Annotated in this window: 21 protein-coding genes; 11 read left to right on the top strand and 10 right to left on the bottom strand. The window is 64.5% G+C overall.

Annotated elements, in window-relative coordinates; translation table 11 throughout:
- Positions 1-54: 54 nt before the first annotated feature.
- Together mutL and miaA are read left to right on the top strand one after the other, a co-directional pair.
- Complete coding sequence (gene mutL, locus BN2475_RS17755) at positions 55-2,121, top strand: DNA mismatch repair endonuclease MutL (RefSeq protein WP_094780906.1); 2,067 nt, start codon at positions 55-57, stop codon at positions 2,119-2,121.
- Positions 2,122-2,164: 43 nt separating this feature from the next.
- Positions 2,165-3,124 carry a tRNA (adenosine(37)-N6)-dimethylallyltransferase MiaA gene (gene miaA / locus BN2475_RS17750; RefSeq protein WP_094780816.1) on the top strand — a complete coding sequence of 320 codons (960 nt, stop codon included), beginning with the start codon at positions 2,165-2,167 and terminating at the stop codon, positions 3,122-3,124.
- Positions 3,125-3,218: 94 nt separating this feature from the next.
- On the opposite strand, the gene purM is transcribed toward miaA, so the two are convergent.
- Entirely contained in the window at positions 3,219-4,274 is a 1,056-nt protein-coding gene (purM, locus tag BN2475_RS17745) for a phosphoribosylformylglycinamidine cyclo-ligase (RefSeq protein WP_094780815.1), read from the bottom strand.
- Between the two features lie 94 nt (positions 4,275-4,368).
- Between purM and BN2475_RS17740 the strand changes: the two genes are divergently transcribed.
- The 7 genes from BN2475_RS17740 to panB all read left to right on the top strand — a co-directional run bounded on the left by BN2475_RS17740 (position 4,369) and on the right by panB (position 10,705).
- Positions 4,369-5,445, top strand: a complete 1,077-nt coding sequence (locus BN2475_RS17740) for an AI-2E family transporter (protein WP_094780905.1) — start codon at positions 4,369-4,371, stop codon at positions 5,443-5,445.
- A 74-nt stretch (positions 5,446-5,519) separates the two neighbouring features.
- Positions 5,520-6,311 (top strand): DnaA regulatory inactivator Hda, encoded by a 792-nt coding sequence (gene hda, locus BN2475_RS17735; RefSeq protein ID WP_094780814.1) that lies wholly within the window; start codon positions 5,520-5,522, stop codon positions 6,309-6,311.
- Complete coding sequence (locus BN2475_RS17730; protein WP_094780813.1) at positions 6,304-6,990, top strand: histidinol-phosphatase; 687 nt, start codon at positions 6,304-6,306, stop codon at positions 6,988-6,990. The genes hda and BN2475_RS17730 overlap by 8 nt, the downstream gene beginning before the upstream one ends.
- On the top strand, positions 6,987-8,579 hold the full coding sequence (gene pcnB / locus BN2475_RS17725; RefSeq protein WP_094780812.1) for a polynucleotide adenylyltransferase PcnB: 1,593 nt from the start codon (positions 6,987-6,989) through the stop codon (positions 8,577-8,579). Before BN2475_RS17730 ends, pcnB begins: the two co-directional genes overlap by 4 nt.
- Positions 8,580-8,628: 49 nt before the next feature.
- Positions 8,629-9,177: a 2-amino-4-hydroxy-6-hydroxymethyldihydropteridine diphosphokinase gene (folK, locus tag BN2475_RS17720; protein ID WP_094780811.1), complete on the top strand. Its 549-nt coding sequence runs from the start codon at positions 8,629-8,631 to the stop codon at positions 9,175-9,177.
- Positions 9,174-9,854 (top strand): deoxynucleoside kinase, encoded by a 681-nt coding sequence (locus BN2475_RS17715; RefSeq protein ID WP_094780810.1) that lies wholly within the window; start codon positions 9,174-9,176, stop codon positions 9,852-9,854. Before folK ends, BN2475_RS17715 begins: the two co-directional genes overlap by 4 nt.
- Before the next feature lie 35 nt (positions 9,855-9,889).
- Positions 9,890-10,705, top strand: coding sequence for a 3-methyl-2-oxobutanoate hydroxymethyltransferase (gene panB, locus BN2475_RS17710; RefSeq protein WP_094780809.1), 816 nt, complete (start codon positions 9,890-9,892; stop codon positions 10,703-10,705).
- A gap of 91 nt (positions 10,706-10,796) precedes the next feature.
- Here panB and BN2475_RS17705 read toward each other — a convergent pair whose 3' ends face one another.
- From BN2475_RS17705 to hrcA, 8 genes are all read right to left on the bottom strand, one after another.
- Complete coding sequence (locus BN2475_RS17705) at positions 10,797-12,752, bottom strand: chorismate-binding protein (RefSeq protein ID WP_094780904.1); 1,956 nt, start codon at positions 12,750-12,752, stop codon at positions 10,797-10,799.
- 25 nt (positions 12,753-12,777) lie between these two features.
- The gene (dnaJ, locus tag BN2475_RS17700) at positions 12,778-13,917 is read right to left on the bottom strand and encodes a molecular chaperone DnaJ (protein ID WP_094780808.1); all 1,140 of its coding nucleotides are present in this window, start codon (positions 13,915-13,917) and stop codon (positions 12,778-12,780) included.
- A 267-nt stretch (positions 13,918-14,184) separates the two neighbouring features.
- Positions 14,185-16,137, bottom strand: a complete 1,953-nt coding sequence (gene dnaK, locus BN2475_RS17695; protein WP_094780807.1) for a molecular chaperone DnaK — start codon at positions 16,135-16,137, stop codon at positions 14,185-14,187.
- Positions 16,138-16,290: 153 nt separating this feature from the next.
- A complete protein-coding gene (locus tag BN2475_RS17690) occupies positions 16,291-16,719 on the bottom strand; it encodes a thioredoxin family protein (protein WP_094780806.1) in 429 nt (142 codons plus the stop codon).
- 45 nt (positions 16,720-16,764) lie between these two features.
- Positions 16,765-17,349, bottom strand: coding sequence for a nucleotide exchange factor GrpE (grpE, locus tag BN2475_RS17685; RefSeq protein WP_094780805.1), 585 nt, complete (start codon positions 17,347-17,349; stop codon positions 16,765-16,767).
- A 515-nt stretch (positions 17,350-17,864) separates the two neighbouring features.
- The gene (locus tag BN2475_RS17680; protein ID WP_094780804.1) at positions 17,865-18,272 is read right to left on the bottom strand and encodes an RNA-binding S4 domain-containing protein; all 408 of its coding nucleotides are present in this window, start codon (positions 18,270-18,272) and stop codon (positions 17,865-17,867) included.
- A 7-nt stretch (positions 18,273-18,279) separates the two neighbouring features.
- Positions 18,280-19,350, bottom strand: a complete 1,071-nt coding sequence (gene hemH / locus BN2475_RS17675) for a ferrochelatase (RefSeq protein WP_094780803.1) — start codon at positions 19,348-19,350, stop codon at positions 18,280-18,282.
- 211 nt (positions 19,351-19,561) lie between these two features.
- Positions 19,562-20,581, bottom strand: a complete 1,020-nt coding sequence (hrcA, locus tag BN2475_RS17670) for a heat-inducible transcriptional repressor HrcA (RefSeq protein WP_094780802.1) — start codon at positions 20,579-20,581, stop codon at positions 19,562-19,564.
- Between the two features lie 426 nt (positions 20,582-21,007).
- Here hrcA and BN2475_RS17665 point away from each other — a divergent pair, with 426 nt between their 5' ends.
- Together BN2475_RS17665 and recN are read left to right on the top strand one after the other, a co-directional pair.
- Complete coding sequence (locus tag BN2475_RS17665; protein WP_094780801.1) at positions 21,008-21,910, top strand: NAD kinase; 903 nt, start codon at positions 21,008-21,010, stop codon at positions 21,908-21,910.
- A gap of 73 nt (positions 21,911-21,983) precedes the next feature.
- Positions 21,984-23,654 carry a DNA repair protein RecN gene (gene recN / locus BN2475_RS17660; protein ID WP_094780800.1) on the top strand — a complete coding sequence of 557 codons (1,671 nt, stop codon included), beginning with the start codon at positions 21,984-21,986 and terminating at the stop codon, positions 23,652-23,654.
- A gap of 228 nt (positions 23,655-23,882) precedes the next feature.
- On the opposite strand, the gene glnE is transcribed toward recN, so the two are convergent.
- Positions 23,883-26,732, bottom strand: coding sequence for a bifunctional [glutamate--ammonia ligase]-adenylyl-L-tyrosine phosphorylase/[glutamate--ammonia-ligase] adenylyltransferase (glnE, locus tag BN2475_RS17655; protein ID WP_094780799.1), 2,850 nt, complete (start codon positions 26,730-26,732; stop codon positions 23,883-23,885).
- Positions 26,733-26,845: the final 113 nt, after the last annotated feature.

Genomic DNA, 26,845 nt, shown 5'->3' with positions numbered 1-26,845 from the left:
TGCTGCCGTTTGGCGCGTGCGTGGACCAGCGCGCCGAATCGCTATAATTTCGCCATGTCCGAATTCTCCGAAACGCCCGCTGGCTCCGCGAAGGCCGCAGTGGCCGCCGCCGCGCCCCTCCCGCGCCCGTTGCGCGCGATCCAGCCGCTTCCCGATCAGCTGATCAGCCAGATCGCCGCAGGCGAAGTGGTCGAGCGGCCGGCCTCGGTGGTCAAGGAGTTGCTGGAAAACGCGCTCGACGCCGGCGCGCAGACGCTGCGCATTCTGCTCGACGAAGGTGGCGTCAAACGCATCTCGATCACCGACGACGGCTGCGGCATCCCCGAGAACGAACTGGTGCTCGCGCTGATGCGCCATGCGACCAGCAAGATCCGCTCACTGGCCGAACTGGAAGCGGTCGCGACCCTGGGATTCCGCGGCGAGGCGTTGGCCTCGATCGCGTCCGTCGCGCAAATGACCATCACGAGCCGCACCGTCGATGCGCCGCATGCCGTGCGCGTCGATGCGCAGACCGGTGTGCTGAGCCCCGCGGCCGGCACGCAGGGCACGACGATCGAAGTCCGCGAGCTGTACTTCAACACGCCCGCGCGGCGCAAATTTCTCAAAAGCGAACAGACCGAACTGGGCCACTGCCTCGAACAGATCCGTCGGGTGGCATTGGCCCGGCCGGATGTCGCAATCTCGGTGCTGCATAACGGCAAGGCGGTTGAGCACTGGAACGCTAGCGAACCGCCAGTGCGGGTCGCAAAGATCCTCGGCGACACCTTTGCAACCGCTCATCTGCCGCTCGACGAATCGGCCGGACCGCTCGCCGTCTATGGCTGCGCCGGTCTGCCGACGGCGAGCCGCGGGCGTGCCGATCAGCAGTATTTCTTCGTCAATGGCCGCTTCGTGCGCGACAAGCTGCTCACGCACGCGGTGCGCGCCGCTTATGAAGACGTGCTGCATGGCGACCGCTATCCGTCTTACGTGCTGTTCCTCGATCTGCCGCCCGAAGGGGTCGATGTGAACGTGCATCCGTCGAAGATCGAGGTGCGGTTTCGTGATTCGCGCTCGATTCACCAGTTCGTGTTTCATGCGGTGCAGCGCGCGCTGGCCCGGCATGCGGGCGCGTCGCCGGAAACGACGGCGGGCGGGCATGCCGCACATCTGGAACCGGCGGCCGGCGCACCGGCTTCGTTTGGCGCGACGCCGCTGGGTGGTGTCGGCGCGGGTGGCGCGGATGGCGGGGCCTTCGGCTCAGGCTTCGGCGGTGGAGGCCTCGGCGGCAGCCAGGGCGGCGGAAGTGGATCAGGTGGCGGGTTCGGCTCGTCGCAGCCGGGCAATACCTGGATGCGCCAGGCGCGCATGACGCAAGGCACTCTGCCGGTGGCCCAGCCGCTGGCGTTTTACGATGCACTGTTCGGCCGCAAGGACACCCATGCCGGCACATCGGCAGGCGCCACGCTTTTCGAAGCGCGTGACTCGGCCGCCGAAACGCCATCGCCGTACAACGCATCGGCGCCGCACCCCGCGCCCGCTTTCAACGCCGCCGACGAACAACCGCTCGGCTTCGCGCTCGGTCAGATTCACGGCATCTACGTGCTCGCGCAGAATGCGCACGGGCTCGTGATCGTGGACATGCACGCCGCGCATGAGCGCATTCTGTACGAACAGTTCAAGAACGCGCTGGCCGATCATGCGGTCGCCGTGCAGCCGCTCCTGATCCCGCAGACGATGCAAGCCGATCCGGTCGAAATCGGCACCGTCGAGGAAGAACGCGACACGCTCGACGCGCTCGGCTTCGACCTCGCCGTGCTGTCGCCAACCACGCTGGCGATCCGCGCGGTGCCCGCGCTGCTGAAAGACGCGGATCTGCCGACGCTGGCGCGCGCCGTCCTGTCCGACCTGCACGCGTTCGGCGGCTCGCGCGTGTTGACCGAGCGCCAGCACGAACTGCTCGGCACGCTCGCGTGCCATCACGCGGTGCGCGCGAACCGGCGTCTGACGCTCGATGAAATGAACGCACTGCTGCGCCAGATGGAGGCGACCGAGCGCGCCGACCAATGCAACCACGGACGTCCCACGTGGTATCAGCTGACGCTGTCCGATCTCGATCGGCTGTTCATGCGCGGACAATGACGGTGCGCTCGATGACCTCGCTTCGACGCGTACCGGTTTGCCGATGAGGTCCCACCCGTCGCACCCTTCCCCCACGCCGATCCCCTGCCTGCTCGGCCCGACCGCATCCGGCAAGACGGCCGCCGCGCTCGCACTCGCCGCAACGCGGCCGGTGGAGATCATCAGTGTCGATTCAGCGCTGGTGTATCGCGAGATGGATATCGGCACCGCGAAGCCGACAGCCGCAGAGCGGGCGGTCGCGCCGCATCATCTGATCGATATCGTCGATCCGGCCGACGCTTATTCGGCCGCGCAATTTCGCGCCGACACGTTGCGGCTCATCGGGGAGATCCACGCCCGCGGTCGGCTGCCGCTGCTGGTCGGCGGCACCATGCTGTACTACAAGGCGCTCACGCAAGGGCTCAACGATCTGCCTGCCGCCGACGCGAACCTGCGCGCCTCGCTCGATGCCGACGCCGCACGCGAGGGCTGGCCGGCCATGCATGCGCGGCTTGCCGCGGTCGATCCGGTGACGGCCGCGCGCCTCGCGCCGAACGACTCGCAGCGGATTCAGCGCGCGCTCGAAGTTTTCATGCTGACCGGACAAGCGATGTCGGCGTTGCTGGCCGCCCCCACGCGGCAGGACGCCGCCGCCGCGGCCTGGCGCTTCGTGCCGATCGCGCTCGAGCCTTCCGATCGCGGCGTGCTGCATGCGCGCATCGAGCAGCGGTTCGATGCGATGCTGGCCAGCGGTTTCGTCGATGAAGTGGTGAAGCTGCGCGAACGTGGCGATCTATCGCCAGAGATGCCGTCGATGCGTTGTGTCGGCTATCGGCAAGTCTGGGAATATCTGGATGGCGCGGTCGACTATCCGACCATGCGCGACAAGGGCATCTTTGCGACGCGACAGTTGTGCAAGCGGCAGCTCACGTGGCTGCGCAGCATGACGGAGCGGGTGGTGGTGGACTGCTGCGATCCGCACGCGAGCGCGCGGGTGCTTGATCAGGTCGAAGCGTTGATTTGAAGATGTGCCGCGTCGAGGTGAAGCGTTGCAATGAAGCTGAGGGATCGAGCCCGCGCGGCGTTTGCCATCGGCACGCCGCACGGGTCAGTCGCAGTTAGATCACGACCGTCTGGGCCTCACCGGCCGCGCTTTCGCGAATCACGCCGATCTTCCAGACCTGTTCGCCGGCCGCCGACAGCAGACCGGTCGCCACGTCGGCATCGGCTGCGGACACGATTACCGCCATGCCGATCCCGCAGTTGAACACACGATGCATTTCCGCATCCGCGACGCCACCGTGCTTTTGCAGCCACGAGAACAGCGGCGGCAGCGGCCACGCGCGATGATCCAGCTCGGCCGTCAGACCTTCACGCAACACGCGCGGAATGTTCTCGACGAGGCCGCCGCCGGTGATGTGCGCCATGCCCTTGACGGCGGCCTGCTCCATCAGCGACAGCAACGGCTTCACGTAGATATGCGTCGGCGCCATCAACGCGTCGGCGAGCGTTCGGCCGTCGAAGTCCGCATTCAGATCGGGCTGCGCGCGCTCGATGATCTTGCGCACCAGCGAAAAACCGTTCGAATGAATGCCGCTCGACGCCAGACCCAGCACCACGTCGCCCGCAGCGATCGTGCTGCCGTCGATGATCTTGCTCTTTTCCACCGCGCCGACCGCAAAACCGGCCAGATCGTACTCGCCGTCCGGATACATGCCCGGCATTTCGGCGGTTTCCCCGCCGATCAGCGCGCAACCCGCCAGTTCGCAGCCATGCGCAATGCCCTTGACGACGGTGGCCGCCGTGTCGACGTCCAGCTTGCCGCACGCGAAGTAGTCGAGGAAGAACAGCGGCTCGGCGCCCTGCACGAGAATGTCGTTCACGCTCATCGCCACCAGATCCTGGCCGACGGTGTCGTGCTTGTTCAGCTGAAAAGCGAGACGCAGCTTGGTGCCGACGCCGTCGGTACCGGACACGAGCACCGGCTCGCGGTATCGCTTCGGCACCTCGAACAGCGCGCCGAATCCGCCGATGCCGCCCAGCACGCCGTCGCGCAGCGTCTTTTTGGCAAAGGGCTTGATCGCGTCGACAAGGGCGTCGCCCGCATCGATGTCCACGCCGGCGTCGCGATACGACAAACCTTGGGCGTCAGGGGCGGATTTCGGTTGATTCATGGGGAAGAGCGAGAAGGTCGGTAAAATGCGATTTTACCCGATGCTGGCCGGTTGGCTGGAATTCACGCGTTCCGACGACACCTGGGAAACGACTTTGCAACAAAACACCTCGATCCTGACACCCGTGCAGCGCCGCGCCTCCATCTGGCTGGCTATCGCGCTGGGCGTCGGGATCCTGCTCTGGCTACTCAGTCCGGTCCTCACACCGTTTCTGCTCGGCGCGATTCTCGCGTACATTCTGCAACCGGGTGTCGCGTGGATGGTGCGCCGGCGCGTGCCGCGCGCTTTGGCAGCCTTGCTGATGATCCTGTTTTTCACGCTGCTGATGACCATGCTGGTGCTGCTGGTACTCGCCGTGATCCAGAAGGAAGGGCCGCAGTTGCGACACCAGGTGCCCGCGATGCTCGCCCATGTGAGTGCGTGGCTGCAACCCAAGCTGGCCATGCTGGGTCTCGCCGACTCGCTCGATTTCGCGAGCATTCGTGACCTCATCATGGGGCAACTGGAAGGCAGCGCGCAAACCGTCGCGCGGTACGCGTGGACCTCGATTCGCACGAGCGGCAACGTGATGATCACGATCGTCGGTAACCTCGTGCTGGTGCCGCTCGTGCTGTTCTATCTGCTGTTCGACTGGAACCGCATGCTGGCGCGTCTACAGATCGTCGTGCCGCGCCGCTGGCTCGACAAGACGCTGCAACTTGCGCGCGACATGGACCAGATGCTGTCGCAATACCTGCGCGGCCAGTTGCTGGTCATGGCGGTGCTGGCGGCGTACTACTCGATTGCGCTGAGCATCGCCGGTTTCGAGATAGCGTTGCCGGTCGGTATTTTTACGGGGCTGGCGGTGTTCATCCCGTACGTCGGTTTCGCAACCGGTCTGGCGTTGGCGCTGCTCGCGGCGCTGCTACAGTTCGGCAACTGGTACGGCTTCGGTATGGTCGCGCTGATTTACGGCTTCGCGCAGATCGTCGAGAGCTTTTATCTCACGCCGCGTCTGGTGGGCGAACGGATCGGCCTGCATCCGCTCGCGGTCATCTTCGCGTTGCTGGCGTTCGGTCAATTGTTCGGCTTTTTCGGCGTGCTGCTCGCGCTGCCGGTCAGCGCGATCCTGTCGGTCGCGACGCGCGAGTTGCGGCAAAGCTATCTGGCCAGCACGCTTTACAACAATTGACTGCTTACTCACATTTAAGGCCCGAGGGCCATGGCCACTTGCAGCCTGGTCCTCATTTTCGGCATTCACCTACTGTGCTTCGTCAACTGACGCTCGATCTCGGCACCCCGCCGCCATCGACATTCGATAACTTCTTCGCCGGCGCCAACGCGGAGCTGGTCACGCGGCTGCGTGAGCTCGACAGCGTGCTCGCCGCCGGGCCCGTCGCCGATCGCACCTTCTACATCTGGGGCGAGTCCGGCAGCGGCCGCACGCATCTGTTGCAGGCACTGGTGCACGACGCGCCGCCGGGTCACGCGCGCTACGCCGGCCCGCAAAGCAGCCTCGCCGCATTCAGCTTCGATCCGCGCGTCGCGCTGTATGCGATCGACGATTGCGACGCGCTGTCGGCCGCGCAGCAGATCGCCGTGTTCAACCTGTTCAACGAGGTGCGCGCGCATCCCACCAGCGCGCTGGTCGCCGCGGGCAACGCGGCGCCGATCGGCATGACGGTGCGCGAGGATTTACGCACGCGCCTCGGCTGGGGTCTCGTGTTTCATCTCGCGCCGCTGCCGGACGAAGGCAAGGCAGCGGTGCTGAAACATGCGGCGCGCGAGCGCGGCATCATGCTCGCCGACGACGTGCCCGCCTACCTGCTCACGCACTTTCGCCGCGACATGCCGAGCCTGATGGCGCTGCTCGACGCGCTCGACCGCTTCTCGCTCGAACAGAAACGCGCGGTCACGCTGCCGCTGCTGCGTACCATGCTGGCTTCACCCGATGCCGATGAACGGCGCGGCTCGCCGGCGTCGTCCGGCTCGTCGGGCAGCCACGCGGGTTCACGCGACGCGTCTCCCGCTTCAAGTAAAATAGGCCCCCATGGCTAATCTCGCACTCTTCGATCTCGATCACACGCTCATTCCCACCGACAGCGACCACGAATGGGGCCGCTTCATGGTGAAACAAGGCATGGTCGACGCCGAAAATTTCGCCCGTGAAAACGACCGCTTTTTCGCCGACTACAAGGCCGGCAAGCTCGACATTCACGCTTATCTGATCGCCATGCTCACGCCGCTCGCGAAGTACACGCGTGCGCAGCTCGCCGACTTTCACGCGCAGTACATGCATGAAGTCATCACGCCGGCGATCTTCCCGGTCGCGCAGGAACTGGTGAAGCGGCATCGCGAAGCCGGCGACCTCTGCTGCGTGGTCACCGCCACCAACGAATTCATCACGCGCCCGATCGCGCAGGCCTTCGGTGTCGATACGCTGATCGCCTGCGAAGCGGAAACCGTTAATGACGATCCGCATGCGCCGTACACCGGCCGCCCCACCGGCACGCCGAGCTACAAGGAAGGCAAGATCGTCCGCACCGAAGCGTGGCTCGCCTCGCTCGGCAAGACCTGGAGCGACTTCGAGCACAGCTATTTCTATAGCGATTCGCACAACGACATTCCGTTGCTCGAGAAAGTCACCGACCCCATCGCGACCAATCCGGACGACACATTGCGCGCCCATGCGCAAGCCAAAGGCTGGCGCATCCTCGAACTCTTTCAAGTCTCGTGATCAAAAAACTCATCCGCAAGCTATTCGGCCAGGACGCGGCACCCGCTAACGACACGCTATCCGCCGAAGCCGAAGCAGACGACACCGGCCGCGCACCCGTGCGCACGAAGTCCGCCACGGCAGGCGCCAGCAAGACGCGCCGCAAACCCGCTGGCGCGGCCGCGAAAGTCGTGCGCGACCCGGACGTGCCGGTCATCATTCCGCACGACGTGCATGGCATCGATCCCGCGCTGATCTCGAGAAACGCGATCCGCGTGACCGAAGGTCTGCAGCAGGCCGGCCACCGTGCGTTCATCGTCGGCGGCGCGGTGCGCGATCTGCTGCTCGGCATCAAGCCGAAAGACTTCGACGTCGCCACCGACGCCACGCCCGAGCAGGTGCAGAAGCTGTTCCGCCGAGCGCGCATCATCGGTCGCCGGTTTCAGATCGTGCATGTGCAGTTCGGTCAGGAGATCATCGAAACCTCGACGTTCCGCGCGCTGGTCGATCCGCCTGCGGCCGACGCCGCGCCGCCACGGCGCCTGAAGCGCGACGAGCTCGACCGCCGCACCCACGCGGTGGATGCGAGCGGCCGCGTGCTGCGCGACAACGTGTGGGGCGAGCAGCACGAAGACGCCACGCGGCGCGACTTCACGATCAACGCGATGTACTACGATCCGGCCACGCAAACCGTGCTGGATTATCACAACGGCATCGCCGACATGCGCGCACGTCTGCTGCGCATGATCGGCGACCCGGCCACGCGGTATCGTGAAGACCCGGTACGCATGTTGCGCGTGGTGCGCTTCGCCGCGAAGCTCGATTTCGAAATCGAAGACAGCACCCGCGCACCGATCGGCAAAATGGCCGATCTGATCAACAACGTGCCCGCCGCGCGTCTGTTCGACGAGACGCTCAAGCTCATGCTGTCGGGCCACGCGCTCGCCTGCCTGAAGCGCTTGCGCCGGGAAGGGCTGCATCACGGCCTGCTGCCGCTGCTCGACGTGGTGCTGGAGCAGCCGACCGGCGAAAAATTCATCACGCTGGCGCTGAACAACACGGACGCTCGCGTGCGCGCCGGCAAGCCGGTATCGCCGGGCTTCCTGTTCGCCACGCTGCTGTGGCACGACGTCCAGCAGCGTTGGCAGAAATTTGAAGCGAACGGCGAATATCCGGTGCCCGCGCTGCATCGCGCGATGGACGAAGTGCTCGACACGCAAACCGAGAAACTCGCGATCCACAAGCGCTTCTCGTCGGACATGCGCGAGATCTGGGGTCTGCAGTTGCGCCTCGAGAAACGCTCGGGAAGAAGCGCGCTGAAGCTGCTGGAACACCAAAGATTTAGAGCGGGGTATGATTTCCTCCTGTTGCGCTGCGAATCGGGCGAACTCGATGAGTCGGTCGGTGCGTGGTGGACGGAGTTCATCGAAGGAGACGCCGCGGCGCGTGAGACATTGCTCGCGCAAGGCGGGAAGGACCGAAGCCCCAGAAAACGACGGCGGCGCAGCAGCGGCGCCCGGAACCGCAAATCGGGCGACGGAATGGAGGGCGGCACGCCAGCCGAACGCACAGACAACGACGCGGGCCACGATGGCGCGCACGACGACTGACACGGCGTTCGTCTGAAGCCGTCGAACGATAGTTGCAGGAAGTTATGCCATGACGGTTGCTTATCTTGGCCTCGGCGCGAATCTCGGGGACGCGCGCCAGACCCTGAAAGACGCAGTGGTGTGCCTCGCTCAACAGCACACCATCTCCGTGCTCGCCAAATCGAGCCTGTATCGCACTGCCCCGATCGACGCGGGCGGTGACGATTACTTCAACTGCGTCGTGAAGGTCGATACGACACTCCCCGTGCGGCATCTGCTGGCGCTGTGCCACAAGATCGAGCATCAGTTCGGCCGCGAGCGGCCGTTTCGCAACGCACCGCGCACGCTCGACCTCGACATCCTGCTGTATGGCGACCAATCGATCGACGAAGCCGATCTGATCGTGCCGCATCCCCGTCTGATCGAACGCGCGTTCGCTCTGGTGCCGCTCGTCGAAATCGACGCGGCGCTGGTCATCCCACAGCACGGACGCGCCGCCGCGCTGCTCGGCGGCGTCAGCAATCAACGCATCGAGAAGGTCAAATCGCCCTGTCAGTGTCCAATGCTCAACGCACTGACGGCCGGCACTGGCGCCGCCGACAAGGGCCGCTGCGAATGAGTTCGCCGCCGCTCACGGTCACCGCGCCGCAACTGCGGCCACCGTTCGGTTATCTCGCGATCGAAGGTCCGATCGGCGTCGGCAAGACGTCGCTCGCGCAACGCCTCGCGCAGCGCTGGTCGATGCGGGAACTGTTCGAGCGGCCCCAGGACAATCCTTTTCTCGAACGTTTTTATCGCGACACCGCCCGTTACGCGCTGCCCGCGCAATTGCACTTCGCGTTGCAACGCGCGCAGCAGGCGCAGGAAGTGAACGTCGCGCAGGGATTGGGCACGCAGTTGATCACGGATTTCATCACGCAGAAGAACGAGATCTTCGCGCGTCTGACGTTGCAGGACGACGAGTGGCAGTTGTATCGCGCGCTCGCCGCGCGGCTCGAGGTCAGCGCGCCGGCGCCGGATTTCGTGGTCTATCTGCAGGCCAGTCCCGAGGTCCTGTTCGCGCGCATCCAGAAGCGCGCCGTGCCGATGGAGCTGCAGATTTCCGACGCGTATCTGCGCGCGCTGTGCGACGCGTACAACGAGTTCTTCTATCACTACGACGGCGCGCCCGTGCTGACGGTCAACGCCGAACACCTGAATCCGCTCGACTCGGACGCGGACCTTGCGCTACTCGCCGAACGCATCGAAACCATGCGCGGCCGCAAGGAATTCTTTGTCAAAGGCACGTCGCTCTGAGCGGTGCGGCCACCTTTTTTCCACTGGATTGACCCATGACTTATTTGCAGGAAGCGAGCCGGAGCGCTATCACCGTGCCGAAACTGCAGGCGATGCGCGACGCCGGCGAAAGAATCGCGATGCTCACCTGTTACGACGCTAGCTTTGCCGCGCTGCTGGATCGCGCGGGCGTTGACGTGCTGTTGATCGGCGACTCGCTCGGCAACGTGCTGCAAGGCCAGACGACCACGCTGCCCGTGTCGCTCGCCGACATCGCGTATCACACCGCTAGCGTCGCGCGCGCGCGGCCCTCGGCGCTCGTCATGGCCGATCTGCCGTTCGGCACTTATGGCACACCGGAAGACGCGTTCAGAAGTTCGGTGGAATTGATGCGTGCCGGCGCGCAAATGGTCAAGCTAGAGGGCGGCGAATGGCTCGCGGACACGGTGCGCTTTCTGGTCGAGCGGTCGGTTCCGGTATGCGCGCACGTCGGCCTCACGCCGCAATCCGTGCATGCGTTCGGCGGCTTCAAAGTGCAAGGCAAGACCGAGGCCGGTGCGAGTCAGTTGCTGCGCGACTCGCTCGCGATGCAGGCGGCCGGCGCGCAATCGCTCTTGATGGAAGCGATTCCGGCGCAGCTCGCGAGCGAAGTCACGAAGCAGTTGCGCATTCCGACCATCGGGATCGGCGCGGGCCTCGATTGCTCCGGCCAGGTGCTGGTGCTGCACGACATGCTGGGGATTTTCCCCGGCAAGCGCCCGCGCTTCGTGAAGGATTTCATGCAGGGACAGACGAGCATCCTGGCTGCCGTTCAAGCGTACGTGCGCGCGGTGAAGGATGCTTCATTCCCCGGACCGGAGCATACGTTCTAATGAGTTGCCGCGCCCCGGTGCCGAACCGGGCGCGGGCTGATTTCGCGCACGCGGACGGCTTTGCCCATGCGTGCGGCACCTCTTTGGCGTTCTAGCGGACGATGCGCGCCGGCAACGCACCACGCAGCGCGTTGCACACCAGCAGCGCTTCGGCGTTCAATACGTCGGTTTGCGTCAGCACCTTTTCCGCCGCTTGCAGGCCCGACGTGTCTTCAAGCAACACGCTTCGCATCACACCAGGCAGCACGCCCGACGCGAGCGGCGGCGTCCACCATCGTCCTGCCAGCTTCACGAATACATTCGAGCGGCCGCCTTCGGTCAATTCGCCTCGTTCGTTGAAGAACAGCGTATCGAATGCACCCTTGGTTTCGGCTTCACGCCAGCCGCGGTCGAAGTCGGCGCGGCGGGTCGTTTTGTGACGCAGCAGCGGGTCGCTGGCATGCATGGCGGCAAAGTCCTGCTCCGGTCCGAGCAGGACACCAACAGGCGACTCAGCCAACGGCGTCAGCACCGCGGCGGTGAGTTGTACCGCGCCGCTCATGCCCAGCGCGAGCCGCAGGCGGTGCGGAGTTTGCGCTGGCAGCGACGCGCACTTCGCCGCGAGCTGCTCGCGGATGCTTGCCTCGTCGATTCTGAAGCCGAGCGTCGCGGCGCTGGACAAGAGCCGCTGCAGATGGCGCGATAGGTGCCGTACGCCGTCTTCCCGCGTCGCGTACATCGTTTCGAAAAGCTCAAAGCCCGGCTCGGCGGCGGTCAGAAAACGGGCTTTCAATTGGCACTCCGCATATTCGTCGGCGGCCACGCTATCGAGGACGATCCCCGCGCCGACACCCATCTTGCCTTGCAGCGCGCCAGTTTGCGCCGACCGTTTCAATGTCAATGTGCGAATAGCGACGCAGAGGCAGAAATCGCCGCAATCAGAGGGCTGTATCGGGGCCGCCGCAGCAATCTGTGACGCGCCGGCGGCATCTTCTGCGCGCCTGTCTTCAGTGCCGGCATGCGTGGTTGGCGAAGGTGCGTCGAGCCAGCCGATTGCGCCGGTATAAAGACCGCGCGGCGTGCTTTCAAGCTGGTCGATCAACTGCATCGTGCGATGCTTCGGCGCGCCGGTGATCGAGCCGCACGGAAACAGCGCGCGCAGGATACCGGCGAACGACGTGCCGGGTCGCAACGTCGCGTGCACTGTCGACGTCATCTGCCAGACCGACGCATACGGTTCGACCGAAAACAGCGCTGGCACCTTGACCGAACCCGTCTGCGCGACCCGCGACAGATCGTTGCGCAACAGATCGACGATCATTACGTTCTCGGCGCGATTTTTCGGATCGTTACCGAGGAACTCGGCAGTGCGCCGATCGACGACCGGATCGTCCGAGCGCGGCGCCGTGCCTTTCATCGGCCGAGCGCGCAACAGCCTGTCCTGCTTTTCGACGAAGAGCTCCGGCGAGCACGACAACACCCAAGTGTCATCGGGCAACGCGATGAGCGCGCCGAACCGAACCGGCTGACGCGCCCTGAGCCGCCGATAGAGCGCGGTGGGCGAGCCGAACACATCGAAGGCGAGCCGGTACGTGTAGTTGACCTGATAGGAATCGCCGGCCCGCAAGGCGGCGTGAATCGCATCGATTGCCGCGTTGAATTGCGCGGGGTCGACACTCGCGCTCAGGTTGGCCGTGCCTGCCACCGTCGGCTGCAGCGCACCGCCGTCGCGGCCTGCGAGCCACGCGTCGACCTCTTCGCGCGAACGCTTTTCGCAGCGCTCGAACAATAAAAAACGCAGCGTGGCGTCGCCAGGCTGCGTTTTCAGAGACCAGTGCGCACGTGCGTCGACGAGCGCCCGGCCAAACTCATAATCGGCCAGCACGACGGCATGCAAACCCGCCCGCGTGTCCGCAACCACGCGCTGACACACGGCCTCGAGTTGCGCGGCGTCCGCGCACACCCGTTCATGCACGAATCCTGTGTACAGACGACTCGAACGGCGCGCCGCCGTCGCGTCGCAATCGTCGAGCAGTGCGAATACTGCGCCGCCCTCATCTGCCGTCATGCTTGCCGCCAGCTTCAAACAACCGTTAATCGAAGAAGCTCTTCACCCGATCGAACCAACTCTTGCTTTGCGGGCTATGCCGCGCGCCGCCTTCCACCAGCGCTTTCTCGAACTGCTTGAGCAAATCGCGCTGCGACTCGGTGAGCTTGACCGGCGTTTCGACCTGCACGTGCACATACAGATCGCCGGCGATGCTCGAACGCAACCCCTTGATGCCCTTGCTGCGCAGACGGAACGTTTTGCCCGACTGCGTGCCTTCAGGCACGGTGAAGCTGGCGCGGCCCGCGAGCGTCGGCACTTCGATTTCGCCGCCGAGTGCCGCCGTGGTGAACGGAATCGGCATCTGGCAATGCAGGTCGTCGCCATCGCGCTCGAATACCGAGTGCTGCTTGATGTGAATCTCGACGTACAGATCGCCCGACGGACCGCCGTTGATACCCGGCTCACCGTTGCCGGCGGAGCGGATGCGCATGCCATCGTCGATACCGGCCGGGATTTTTACCTCCAGCGTCTTGGTTTCCTTCACCTTGCCCGCGCCGTGGCAGTGACCGCACGGCTCAGGAATGTAGGTACCGGTGCCGTGGCACTTCGGGCAGGTCTGCTGAATGCTGAAAAAGCCTTGCGACATCCGCACCGAACCCGAGCCGCTGCAGGTCGGGCAGGTTTCGGGCTTGGTGCCGGGCTTCGCGCCCGAACCGTGACAGACTTCGCACGAGACCCAGCTCGGCACGCGAATCTGCGTGTCGTAGCCGTGAGCGGCCTGCTCCAGCGTGATTTCCATGCTGTAGCGCAGATCGGCGCCGCGATACACCTGCGGGCCAGCGCGTCCGCCGCCGCGTGCGCCACCGCCGGCCGCCTGACCGAAGATGTCGCCGAAAATATCGCCGAACGCATCGGCAAAGCCGCCGAAGCCTTGCGCGCCGGCTGCGCCCATGTTCGGATCGACACCCGCGTGGCCGTACTGATCGTACGCGGCACGCTTTTGCGAGTCCGACAGCATTTCATAGGCTTCCTTGACCTCTTTGAAATGCTCTTCCGCGTCCTTGTTGCCCGGGTTGCGGTCGGGGTGGTGCTTCATCGCGAGCTTGCGATAAGCCTTCTTGATTTCGTCGTCGCCCGCGTTCTTCGCGACGCCCAGAACCTCGTAGTAATCCCGTTTCGCCATATCGGTTCAACGCCACTCGCGCAATGCGACGCGGTGGCTCCTCTTGAATGCTGGAGTCTCACGACTCGTCCGGCCGCTGTTTCCACCCGCTTTGACGCGGTTCAAAACAACGCCCTCCATAAAACAAATGTGCCCGGAGAGCCCAAAAAGGCTCGCCAGGCGTGATAACCGCTCTTGCACGTTTGCCACCCGAATGGGCGCTTTGCTTGTGCAGCCGGGCCGCGCACATCGCTATGCGCGGCTTTACGGTCGAAATCCGACCTGGCTTTAGTCTTTCTTCACTTCCTTGAACTCGGCGTCGACCACGTCGTCCTGCTGCTGGCTCGCGCCGCCCGCCGATGCACTCGCACCCGCCGCGCCTGCTGCCGCTGCTTCGGCACCCTGCGCAGCCTGCATGTCGGCGTACATCTTCTCGCCCATCTTCTGCGAGGCGGTTGCCACTACCTCGATCTTCGCTTCGATCGTGGCCTTGTCGCTCGAACCGCTCTTCAGCGTTTCTTCGAGATCCTTCAGCGCAGCTTCGATCTTTTCCTTCTCGCCCGCGTCCAGCTTGTCGCCGTATTCGGTGAGCGCCTTCTTCGTGCTGTGCACCAGCGCGTCGCCCTGGTTGCGGGCATCGGCCAGCTCACGCAGCTTGTGATCTTCTTCCGCGTTCGCTTCGGCGTCCTTCACCATCTTTTCGATTTCGGCTTCGGACAGACCCGAATTCGCCTTGATCGTAATGCGGTTTTCCTTGCCGGTCGCCTTGTCCTTCGCGCCGACGTGCAGAATGCCGTTCGCGTCGATGTCGAAGCTCACTTCGATCTGCGGCGTGCCGCGCGGTGCCGGCGGAATGCCTTCGAGGTTGAACTCGCCCAGCAGCTTGTTGCCCGCTGCCATTTCGCGTTCGCCCTGGAACACCTTGATCGTCACGGCGCTCTGATTGTCGTCAGCCGTCGAGTAGACCTGTGCGTGCTTGGTCGGGATCGTGGTGTTCTTGTTGATCATCTTCGTCATCACGCCGCCGAGCGTTTCAATGCCGAGCGACAGCGGAGTCACGTCGAGCAGCAGCACGTCCTTGCGGTCGCCCGACAGAACCTGGCCTTGAATCGCGGCCCCCACGGCCACGGCTTCGTCCGGGTTCACGTCACGGCGCGGGTCCTTGCCGAAGAACTCCTTGACCTTTTCCTGCACCTTCGGCATACGCGTCATGCCGCCGACCAGAATCACGTCGTCGATTTCGCCGACCTTCACGCCCGCGTCCTTGATCGCCACGCGGCACGGCTCGATGGTGCGTTCGATCAGCTCTTCAACCAGCGCTTCCAGCTTCGCACGCGTAATTTTCAGGTTCAAGTGCTTCGGACCCGATGCGTCGGCCGTGATGTACGGCAGGTTGATTTCGGTTTGCTGGCTCGACGACAGCTCGATCTTGGCTTTTTCAGCCGATTCCTTCAGGCGCTGCAGCGCGAGCACGTCTTTCGACAGATCGACGCCTTGCTCCTTCTTGAACTCGCCGATGATGTAATCGATGATGCGCTGGTCGAAGTCTTCACCGCCCAGGAACGTATCGCCGTTCGTGGACAGCACCTCGAACTGCATTTCGCCGTCGACGTCGGCGATTTCGATGATCGAGATGTCGAACGTACCGCCACCGAGGTCGAACACGGCAATCTTGCGGTCGCCCTTTTCAGCCTTATCCAGGCCGAACGCCAGAGCGGCTGCGGTCGGTTCGTTGATGATCCGCTTTACTTCCAGACCGGCGATGCGGCCTGCATCTTTGGTCGCCTGACGCTGGCTGTCGTTGAAGTACGCGGGAACCGTAATCACGGCTTCGGTGACCGTCTCGCCGAGGTAGTCCTCAGCGGTCTTCTTCATCTTGCGCAGCACTTCCGCGGAGATCTGCGGCGGCGCCAGCTTCTGACTACGCACCTCGACCCATGCGTCGCCGTTGTCGGCCTTCATGATCTTGTACGGCATCAGGCCGATGTCTTTCTGCACTTCTTTTTCTTCGAAGCGGCGGCCGATCAGACGCTTGACCGCGTACAACGTGTTCTTCGGGTTCGTGACCGACTGACGCTTCGCAGGCGCGCCAACCAGAATCTCGTTGTCTTCCATGTAAGCGATGATCGACGGCGTGGTGCGCGCACCTTCCGAGTTCTCGATCACCTTGACCGAGTTGCCTTCCATGATCGCCACACACGAGTTGGTCGTGCCGAGGTCGATGCCGATGATTTTGCCCATTTTTACTAATCTCCTGACTTTGATCGCTGCGGAAATCGCCCTGTTTGCCCATCTGGCGGTCAGGCGAACCGCTCTCAATTCATACCTGCACTCAACATAAGTGCGTCCGCATCGTTTTCAAGACCTCTTTTACGATGCGGTCTTTAATTTTTTTCAATCAGCCGGACTTTTGCCCGAAGCCGCTCCATCAGCGTGCGCACTGCCGGTCCGCACCTTTTCGCGTGCGGCCGCAACCGCCGCCTCGAACTGCCTGAGACCATGCCAGCCGGTTGCCCGACCGAGCCGCTTGCCGCGGTAAAAGAAGAACCACGTCGGTACGCCGTGCAGCATGAAGCGGCGGCTCAACTCGCGATGCTCGTAGACGTTGCTGTGAAACCATCTGAGGCCTAGCGCGCGGATCGCATCCGGCTGCGCCAGCATCGCCTTCTTGGCGATCTCGCAATTGAAGCAGTCGAGACCCCAGAAAAACACCACAGCCAGCTCGTCCCCGGCCGCGGCGAGCCCGGCGTCGAACGATTCGGCGCTGAGCTCCTGCATGTCGAAGACGGCAAACGCGGTAGCGTCGACGGGAATGTCGGCCATGGCGGTGCCTGCCAGACGAAGCGGCTTACCAGAGGCCTCTGCCGCTTACTTCGGCGCCGCGACGGTCACGAGCGCGGGGCGCAGCACGCGATCGGCGATCACGAAGCCTTTTTGCAGCACAGCCACGACGGTGTTCGGCTCCTGATCGGCCGGCACCATCGAAATGGCCTGGTGGCGATGCGGATCGAACTTCTCGCCAACCGGGTTCACTGCGACGACGCGGCCTTTCTCCAGCGCGCCCGTCAACTGTCGCAGCGTGAGTTCGACGCCTTCGCGCACCTTCTGGAGATCGTCGGACGAGTGCGCGACGGCCGCTTCGAGACTGTCGACCACCGGCAGAAGATGTTCGGCGAAATTTTCGATCGCAAACTTATGCGCCTTGGCGACGTCTTCCTGAGCGCGGCGGCGCACGTTTTCTGTCTCGGCCTTCGCGCGCAGGAAGCTTTCCTGCAATTCGGCGATCTTTGCCTGAGCTTCGGCCAGCGCGGCCTGCTCACCAGCCGCCGGCGCTTCCGCGGCGGCGGCCGCAGCCGCGTCCTGCTGGGATGCCGCGGCCTCGGCGGCCTGGCGCGCGGTTTCGTCGGCGGGCGTGGGATTCTGGCTCGTCGGGTTCTCTTGCGTGTTTTCCATGTCGCTGAAAGTCGTTAAAAAATAAAGGCAAGTGTGGCGCAAGCGTGCCCGATGTGCCGTGATTTGTGCGTTGCAAAATCGCGACACCCGTCTCGGCGCGCAGCTACATATGCAACGGCAGATGGGGCCGGAAAGACCCATTTCAAGCGGGTCCTTCACGGGCTTTTCGCACCCCGGACGGCTAGGCGAAATACGCCGTTACAACCATTAATGCGTCGGAATCAGATTGAGATTGAGTGCCGTCGACAAGTGGCCTATCCTCCAATAAAGCATCGGAAAAGGCACGTTAACCCTAATCTGACGTAAGCCTTTCCGACATTTTGCAATTCCACCTGCTTCGCCCGTTCTCGTTCTTATACCGATCTGTTCCAAGGGGAGTACCGTGAAACTGACCTTTGCAATCGGGGTGGTCGCACTGGTACTGGTTGCGGGCACTACCACCATCTGCATGTCCGGAGCGGTCAACGATCGCACTACCGAATATGGCGGTGTGCACGCGACCATGGAGCAATTGTTCAACCCCGAGATGAAAATTTGTCGATAGTGCGCCGGTCGCGCTTGGTCGGCCGGCCGTGCAAAGCGGCGGCCGGTTCGCGATACGTCTTGCGTCGCTCCTGCTCAACCTGGCGCTTTACCTTGCTCTGCTCCGTTTCAGCATAGAGCGTCTGTGCAACGCTCGCGGGACCGCGCACGTCGCACACGCCCAACACCTCCACTTGCCACACGATCTGCTCGATCTCGATCTCGACCAGGTCGCCGACCCGCACGTCTTTGGCCGGCTTGACGCCGACTCCGCCGATGCGCACGCGCCCTTTGTCGACCGCGTCCGCCGCGAGCGAGCGCGTTTTGAAAAAGCGCGCCGCCCACAGCCATTTGTCGATGCGCAGTTTCGCGCCCGCTTCGGTTGAAATCCTGTAGTTCATGAACTGCTCACACCCCTGTCGTGTGCGGCACCGGCACCGCCTGCACGGGCCAGCCCTGCAGATTCTGCGCGATGATTTCGCCGAGCGCGGCAACCCACGGCTGCGCGGCGTTCATGCAGGCAATCCGGTGAAACTCCTTGCCGCCTGCACGCAGGAACTCGTCGCGCACTTCCATGCCGATCTCTTCGATCGTTTCAAGGCAGTCAGCGGTAAAGCCCGGACAGAACACATCGGCACGCCGCACGCCCGCCGCGCCCAATTCCTTCAGCGTGGGCGCGGTGTACGGCTGCAGCCATTCGGCCTTGCCGAAGCGCGACTGGAAAGTAATGCGGCATTCCACCGGCGTCAGTTCCAGCGCCTGCATCAGCAGCGCGCCGGTCAACTGGCATTGCTCGTGATACGGGTCGCCCAGGTCCAGCGTGCGCTTGGGCACGCCATGAAAACTCAGCACCAGCTTGTCGCCCGCCGCGAAGTCGGGCCGGCCGTGCTGATGCCAATATTGATGCACCCGCGCGGCAAGCGCGGCAATGTACGCCGGATGGTCGGCGTACTGGCGCACCGTGCGGATTTCCAGTTGATTGCGCATGCGCCTCAGGGCCGCAAAGGCGTCGTCGAAAGCCGTGGCCGTGGTCGAGGATGAGTATTGCGGGTACATCGGCACCAGCAGCACGCGCTCGGCGCCCGCCAGCTTCAGCTGGTTCAGCATGGCCGGGATGCCCGGTGTGCCGTAGCGCATCGCGTAGTCGACCAGCACCGTGTAGTCGTTCAATTGCAGCAGATGGCGCAAACCTTCCACCTGTTTTTCCGTGTACACGCGCAGCGGCGAGCCTTCGGGCATCCAGACCGCGGCGTACTTCCTGGCTGAGCTACGGCCGCGGAACGGCAAAATCAGCAGACGCAGAATGATCTGCCAGAGCAGCGCCGGAATTTCGACCACCCGTGGATCGGACAGGAACTGCGCGAGATAACGGCGGACAGCGCGCGGCGTCGGCGCGTCGGGCGTGCCGAGATTGATCAGCAGCACGGCGACACGATGTGACGTGGCGTTCTGTGAAGGCCGCTCGAGGTCGAAGCGCATAGGCAGCAGAAGTAACCGCAGAAGTAAGCGCGGAAGTAACCGCGGAAGTAACCGCTTCCCGCGGGGAGTCGATTCAGTGGAGTTTCATTATAGCGGCGCGGTCCATGGCCAGGTCCGCCAGGCACCCCTGGCCGTTCGGCCGATTGGCAAGCCGCGCTGCCTCGCGCATCATTCACAGCACGGTGTGTGCCGCGGCCGCCGTGACGGGTCGCTACTGCTGGCTCAGCGTCAACGACAGCAGCCGCGCGGTGATATCGACGATCGGAATCACGCGGTTGTATGCCATGCGGGTCGGCCCGATTACGCCGAGCGTGCCGACGATCTTGCCGTTCACCTCGTACGGCGCGGTGACGACGCTCATTTCCTCGATCGGCACGAGATTCGACTCGCCGCCAATGAAGATCTGCACGCCCGCCGCGTGACTCGACACGTCGAGCAATTGAAGGAGGCTGGTCTTTTGGTCAAACACATCGAACAGCTTGCGCAAGCGCGCCATGTCCGACGACAGGTCGGCCACTTCGAGCAGGTTGCGCTCGCCCGAAATCAACACGGTCTCGCCGGTGTCGGATTCGTCCGTGCTGGCCGTGACGGCTGCATGCATCAGCGAGGTCATGTCGCCACGCAGCTCGTCGATTTCTTCGCGCAGGCGCCGGCGCACTTCGTCGAACGAAAGACCCGCGAAGTGCGCGTTGATGTAATTGGAGGCTTCGACCAGTTGCGACGGCGAAAAGTCGCGCTGGGTCGCGAGGATCCGGTTCTGCACGTCGCCTTCCGGCGTCACGATGATCAGCAGGATGCGCTTGTCGGACAAGCGCATGAACTCGATCTGCTTGAACACGTGGCTGCGCCGCGGCGTGAGCACCACGCCGGCGAACTGCGACAGATTGGACAGCACGCTGGCCGCCGCGGCCACGATTTTCTGCGGCTCGCCCGCCTGCAGCGTGGTCTTGACGGTGCGCGTCACGGCTTCTTCGTCCGCGGCCGATTCGACCGTCAGCATCGTGTCCACGAACAGCCGGTAGCCGCGCGGCGTGGGAATGCGGCCGGCGGAAGTATGCGGGCTGATCACGAGCCCCATGTCCTCGAGGTCGGACATCACGTTGCGGATCGTTGCCGGGCTCAACTCGAGGCCCGAATAACGTGACAACGTGCGCGAGCCGACCGGCTGACCTTCGGCGATGTAGCGCTCGATCAGCGTTTTGAGCAGGGTTTGTGCGCGAGGATCTAGCATGACGGAAAATTTTAGCCCAATGAAGCCACTACCGCGAGCGCTAACGGTGCCTGGCCGCGACGATTGCGCACCCGCCAGGCGGGACGCCGCCCGGTCCGTGGTCGGGCGCGCCGCCCGGCGTTCGCCCGCACGTTCCGCCGGCCATCGCTCATGCCACCGTTTGTGCCACCGCTTGTGCCGCCGCTGGTACCACCTTCTTCGCCGACTCTTGTGCCACCTTCTGCGTCACCGTTCAGCCCATCCCGCAGGCCACGGCCCCGGCGCGCCAACCCGCAACACGCCGCTACATCTTGACCGACGCAGATGTCATCACTGCTTCACCATTCTAACGATAATCGCGGGATGCACTGACGACCCGTATGCGCCGGCTCGCTACCGGGTCGGTCTGCGGTTCTTTTCAGGCCCCACCTATGGTGTAATGCCGGCATGCAAGTGACCAGCCAGTTCAAGACCGTCGCGCTCGTCGGGCGCAGCAATACGCCAGGCATCGGCGAGCCGCTGACCGCGCTCGCCTCGTGCATCGCAAAGCGCGGCTTCGAGGTCGTGTTCGAATCCGAGACCGCCGCCGAAATCGGCGTCACCGACTATCCGGCGCTGCGTCCAGCCGAGATCGGTGCGCGCGCCGACGTCGCCGTGGTGCTAGGCGGGGACGGCACGATGCTCGGCATCGGCCGCCAGTTGGCACCCTACCGCACGCCGCTCATCGGTATCAATCATGGGCGGCTCGGTTTCATTACGGATATCCCGATCTCCGACATGAGCGAGATCGTGCCGCAAATGCTTTCCGGCCACTTCGAGCGCGAAGAACGCATGCTGCTCGAGGCGCGCATCATGCGCGGCGGCAACCCGATCTATCATGCACTCGCCTTCAACGACGTGGTGGTCAACCGCAGCGGCGTCTCGGGCATGGCGGAACTGCGTGTGTCGGTGGACGGGCGTTTCATGTACAACCAGCGCTCGGACGGCCTCATCGTCGCCACGCCGACCGGCTCGACCGCTTATGCATTGTCGTCGCAAGGACCGATTCTGCATCCGCAGCTGCAGGGCATGGTGCTGGTGCCGATCGCGCCGCATGCGTTGTCGAACCGGCCGATCGTGCTGCCGGACGAGTCCAAGGTGAGCATCCAGATCGTGTCTGGGCGCGAAGTGAACGTCAATTTCGACATGCAGTCGTTCACATCGCTGGAGTTGAGCGACACGATCGAAGTGCGCCGCTCGCGCCATACCGTGCCGATTCTGCATCCGGTCGGCTACAGCTACTACACGACGTTGCGCAAGAAACTGCATTGGCACGAATACCCGTCGCACGAAGAAGAGAGCGGGCCCTGACTGGCGAAGCAACGCCGGAACGCGCACGCCGCCGCGGCCGAAAACTGAATTTCAAGCTCATCAGACGACCTCCATGCTGCGCCATCTCTCGATTCGCGACTTCGTCATCGTCGCCGCGCTCGACCTCGAATTCGACAGCGGCTTTACTGTTTTCTCAGGCGAAACCGGCGCCGGCAAGTCGATCCTGATCGATGCGCTGGCGCTCGCGCTTGGCGCACGCGCCGATGCAAGCGTCGTGCGCACCGGCGAGAGCCGTGCCGACATCACCGCCGAGTTCGAGACGCACGCTCAGGTCGAGCGATGGCTCGACGAGCAGGCGCTCGGCGCCACCGCCGGTGACGGCGATCAAGGCGGCACTGTGATGCTGCGGCGCGTGGTGGACGCCAGCGGCCGTTCGCGGGCCTTCATCAATGGCACCGCGGCGACGCTCGCGCAGTTGCGTGAGGTCGGCGAAATGCTGGTGGATATTCACGGCCAGCACGCGCACCAGTTACTGATGCGCCCGGACGCGCAGCGCGAACTGTTCGATACCCACGCAGGCCTCGCCGACACCGCGGCCACCGTCACGCGGACGTGGCGTATCTGGCGCGAGAAGATTCAGGCAGTCGAGCACGCGCAGACGCGCGACCGCGAACTGCAACTGGAACGCGAGCGCCTTGCCTGGCAGCTCGCCGAACTCGACAAGCTCGCGCCGCAACCCGGCGAGTGGGAAGAGATCAACACCGAACACCGGCGGCTGTCGCATTCGGCCAATCTGATCGACGGCGTGCAGGGCGCGCTTGGCGCACTGTCCGAATCGGATGAGGCGATGATCACGCATCTGGCTTCGATCGTCTCGAAGGTGCGTGATCTCGCGGAGATCGACCCGGCGCTGAACGACGTGCTCGCCGCGCTCGAACCGGCGGAGATCCAGTTGCAGGAAGCGGCGTATTCGCTGAGTCATTACGCACAGAAGCTCGAACTCGATCCGGACCGGCTGGCGCAGGTCGAGAGGCGCCTCGACGCATTGCACTCGGCCGCCCGCAAATTCCGCCTGCAGCCGGAAACACTGCCGGAGGAACACGAGGCACGGCGCGCGCAACTGGCCGCGCTCGACGCCGCCGCCGATCTCGACAGCCTGCACGCAGCGCAAGCCCGGGCCAAAGAAGATTTCCTGAGCGAAGCAAAAAAACTCTCGAAGGCGCGTGCGAAGGCCGGCAAGACGCTGGGCACGGCGGTTACCACCGGCATGCAGGAACTGTCGATGAAAGGCGGCAGCTTCGAAGTCGCGCTGGTGCCGCTGCCCGAAGGCGGCGCGCATGGGCTCGAACAGATCGAGTTCCGCGTCGCCGGTCATGCCGGCGTGCCGCTGCGGCCGCTCGCCAAGGTCGCCTCGGGCGGCGAGCTGGCGCGGATCAGCCTCGCGCTGGCGGTGATCGCGAGCGCCGCGAGCCCCACTCCCACGCTGATCTTCGACGAAGTGGACACGGGGATCGGCGGTGGCGTCGCCGAAGTGGTCGGACGCCTGTTGCATCAGCTCGGCAAGGCGCGCCAGGTGCTGTGCGTGACCCATCTGCCGCAAGTCGCCGCACGCGGCGATCACCATTTCCAGGTGGCGAAAGCGGGCAACGGCCAGGGCGGCACGGTCAGCAGCGTGATCTCGCTCGACAAGGCGAGCCGCGTCGAGGAAGTCGCGCGGATGCTCGGCGGACTGGAAATCACCGCGACCACCCGCAAGCACGCGAAGGAAATGCTGGCCGCGTAGTGTGACCTAACGCGGCTTAACTCGGCTTAGAGCGGCTTACTAGTGCCGCTTCGAGCGTCTCAGCGCGAGGCGGCCGGGACATCGTTCATCCCGGGCCGCTTTACAACCCCCACCCCGCAGCAACCCCGGCACATCACACGACAATGCGAGGCGGCAATACGCGCCTTGCGCCGCACGGCAGCGCGGGCGCCACCCCAAACGCCACCCAACGCCACCCCTCGCCCCTCCTCACGCGAACACCCGCGTCCACAGCGCCAGTACCGCCTCGCGCTCGGTTTCAACCAGCGCCGGATCGACCCGCGCCTTTTCCATCCCGTCCAGCCGCAGCGTGTGTTGCAATTTGCGGTACGTGCGATACGCCGCACCAACCGTCTCCGCCTCCGCTTCGCTCATCAGGCCGAAGCGCGACACTTCTCGCAGCAACGCGATATTGCCGGTATTGCGAATCAGCTCGGGATCGCTCGCGGCGTGCAACAGCACCCAGTACTGCACGGTGAATTCGATATCGACCATGCCGCCGCGGTCGTGCTTCAGGTCAAACAACGCTGGCGTATGGTTCGGATGCCCCGCCTCGACGCGCTCGCGCATCTTGACGATCTCCTCGGCAAGCTGCGCCGCATCGCGCGGCGTGGTCAGCACCTGTTCGCGGATCGCCTCGAATTTCGCGCCGATTTCCGCGTCGCCCGCACAGTAACGTGCGCGGCTCAGCGCCTGGTGCTCCCAGACCCACGCGGTATTGGCCGCGTCGCCCTCGCGCAACTGGTAGCGGCGAAACGCGTCGAGATCGGTGACGAGCAGTCCCGACTCGCCGTTCGGCCGCAACCGCAAGTCGATGTCGAACAGCGTGCCGGCGCCGGTTGCGGTGGTGAGCCATGTGATCAGCCGGCGGGCGTAGGTCGCATAGACGTCGGCGGCGGCTTCGTCGGGATCGTCGTACAGGAAGATCACGTCGAGGTCGGACGCGTAACCCAGTTCCTTGCCGCCCAGCTTGCCGTAGGCGATCACCGCAAAACGCGGCACCTCGCGGTGGCGCTTCGGCAGTTGCTTCCAGACGGCTTCGAGCGTGACGTCCAGCACTGCATCGGCGAGCTCGGACAGGCGGTCGCTCACATGCTCGACGCTCAGCTTGCCGGCGAGATCGATCAGCAGAATGCGGAATACCTCGGCCTGGTGCGCATGGCGCAGCAGATCCATCTGCTGCTCGACGCCGTCGGCGGCGGCCAGCCGCAAGCGCAGCGTGCGCTTGAACTCGGGCCAGTCGAACGGACTGTTGATCGCTTCATCGTCCAGCAGTTCGTCGAGCAGTTGCGGATGGCGAATCAGATAGCCGGCCGCCCAACGCGATGCGCCCAGCACCGACAGCACCTGATGCAGCGCCTGCGGATATTCGGTCAGCAGCGCGAGGTAGGCGCCGCGCCGGCTCACCGCTTCGAGCAGGTCGAAAAACCGCGCGACGGTATTGCCGCGCCGCGCCGCCGGCTCGAGCGTGCGTGCGGCGTCCAGCGCTCGCTGTGCGACGATGTCGAAACGTTGCCGGCTGCGCTCGGCGAGCCCCGCGTAGCGCGATGACTGCCACACCGCCCGCAGCCGCGCGAGCAGCTCGCCCGGCTCGGCCATGCCGAGTTCGATCAGACGGGCGCGCAGTGCGTCGTCGGCGCTGTCGTCGGCCAGCGCGCTGCTCCAGACCCATGCGGCGGCGCCGTCTTCCGGCGCGCCGCAGCCGTCGCGCCCGCTCACCTTGTCGGCGAAAATCTGGTCGAACTGCTGCTCGACGAATTCGCGATGCGCATCGAGCTTCACCATCAATGCCGCGTAGTCGTCGCAACCCATTGCGCGGGCAAGCGCCGCGCGGTCGTCGGGATCGACCGGCATCGCGTGCGTTTGCGCATCGTTGCGGTATTGCAGACGATGCTCGAGTTCGCGCAGAAACCCGTAGGCCCGCGAGAGCCGCGCGCACACGGACGGGTCCAGCAACCCGTGCGCGGCTGCGTGCCGCAACACCGCGAGTGTCGGCCGTACGCGAAAGCCCGCATCCTGGCCGCCGCGGATCAGCTGGAACACCTGCGCGCTGAATTCGATTTCGCGAATGCCGCCGCGGCCCAGCTTGATGTCGTCGGCCTTGTCGGGCCGCATCGACGCGCGCCGCTGCGCTTCCTGGCGAATCTGCAAATGCAGCGCGCGAATCGCGCTGATCACGCCGAAGTCGAGATAGCGGCGGTAGACGAACGGCGTGACGATCGCGTCGAGTTGCTTGCGCAGCCGCTGCGCCGCGGCGCTTTCGCCTTCCGACACGAGCCGCCCCTTGATCCACGCATAGCGCTCCCACTCGCGGCCCTGCACGTAAAAATATTCTTCGAGCATGCCGAGACTGCACACGAGCGGACCGGAGTCGCCGTTCGGCCGCAAGCGCATATCGACCCGAAACACGTAGCCGTCCGCGGTGACTTCCGCGAGCGCGCCGATCACGCGCCTGCCCAAGCGCGTGAAGAACTCCTGCGTCGCGATTGGCGAACGTTGGCCGCCTGCGGTCTCGCCGTCCTCTTCGTAGACGAAGATCAGGTCGATGTCCGACGACACGTTCAGCTCACGCCCGCCCAGCTTGCCCATGCCGACCACGCCGAGCGCGAGCCGCTCACCTTCCGGGCCGCGCGGCTCGCCGTAAAGCGTTTCGAGTTCGGCGGACAGCACCGCGAGCGCACGCTGGATCGTCGTCTCCGCGAGATCGGTCAGCGCCCCGGTGACTTCGGCGACGTCGGCCTTGCCCGCCAGATCGCGCTCCATCGCCGCGCAAAATACCTCGGTGCGCAATTGGCGCAATGCCCGTTTGAGCGCATGCTCGCTCAATGGGCCGCCGGCCGCGCCGGCCGCCTCCGCGCACAACGCGTCGAAGCGCTGGTCGATGCGCTCGCGGGTAAGCGGCGCGGACGCCAGCGCCGCCACGTGCGCCGCGAGTTGCGGTCGAGCTGCCGCGGCGCGTGCGGCGTAGTGTGAATAGCTGGAACTCAGGAGGGTGGCGTCAGTCATCAAAAGTCTGGCTCGCTCGTTGCTTGATAGGCATTGTTCAGTTCGCTGCAGCACACGCAAGCAATGGCCCGATGCACGCCGCGAGGCGTTGTGCGGACAGGGTTTGCAGGAAGTCCGCTGAGCCTTTGCCGTGTGTTACATTTCGTCGTTAACTCGCAAAACTACCA

This window comes from Paraburkholderia ribeironis (genome assembly GCF_900019265.1).
Taxonomy (GTDB): Bacteria; Pseudomonadota; Gammaproteobacteria; order Burkholderiales; family Burkholderiaceae; genus Paraburkholderia; species Paraburkholderia ribeironis.
The sequence above is the reverse complement of the archived record's forward strand: the minus strand, read 5'-3'. Positions and strand labels throughout refer to the sequence as shown.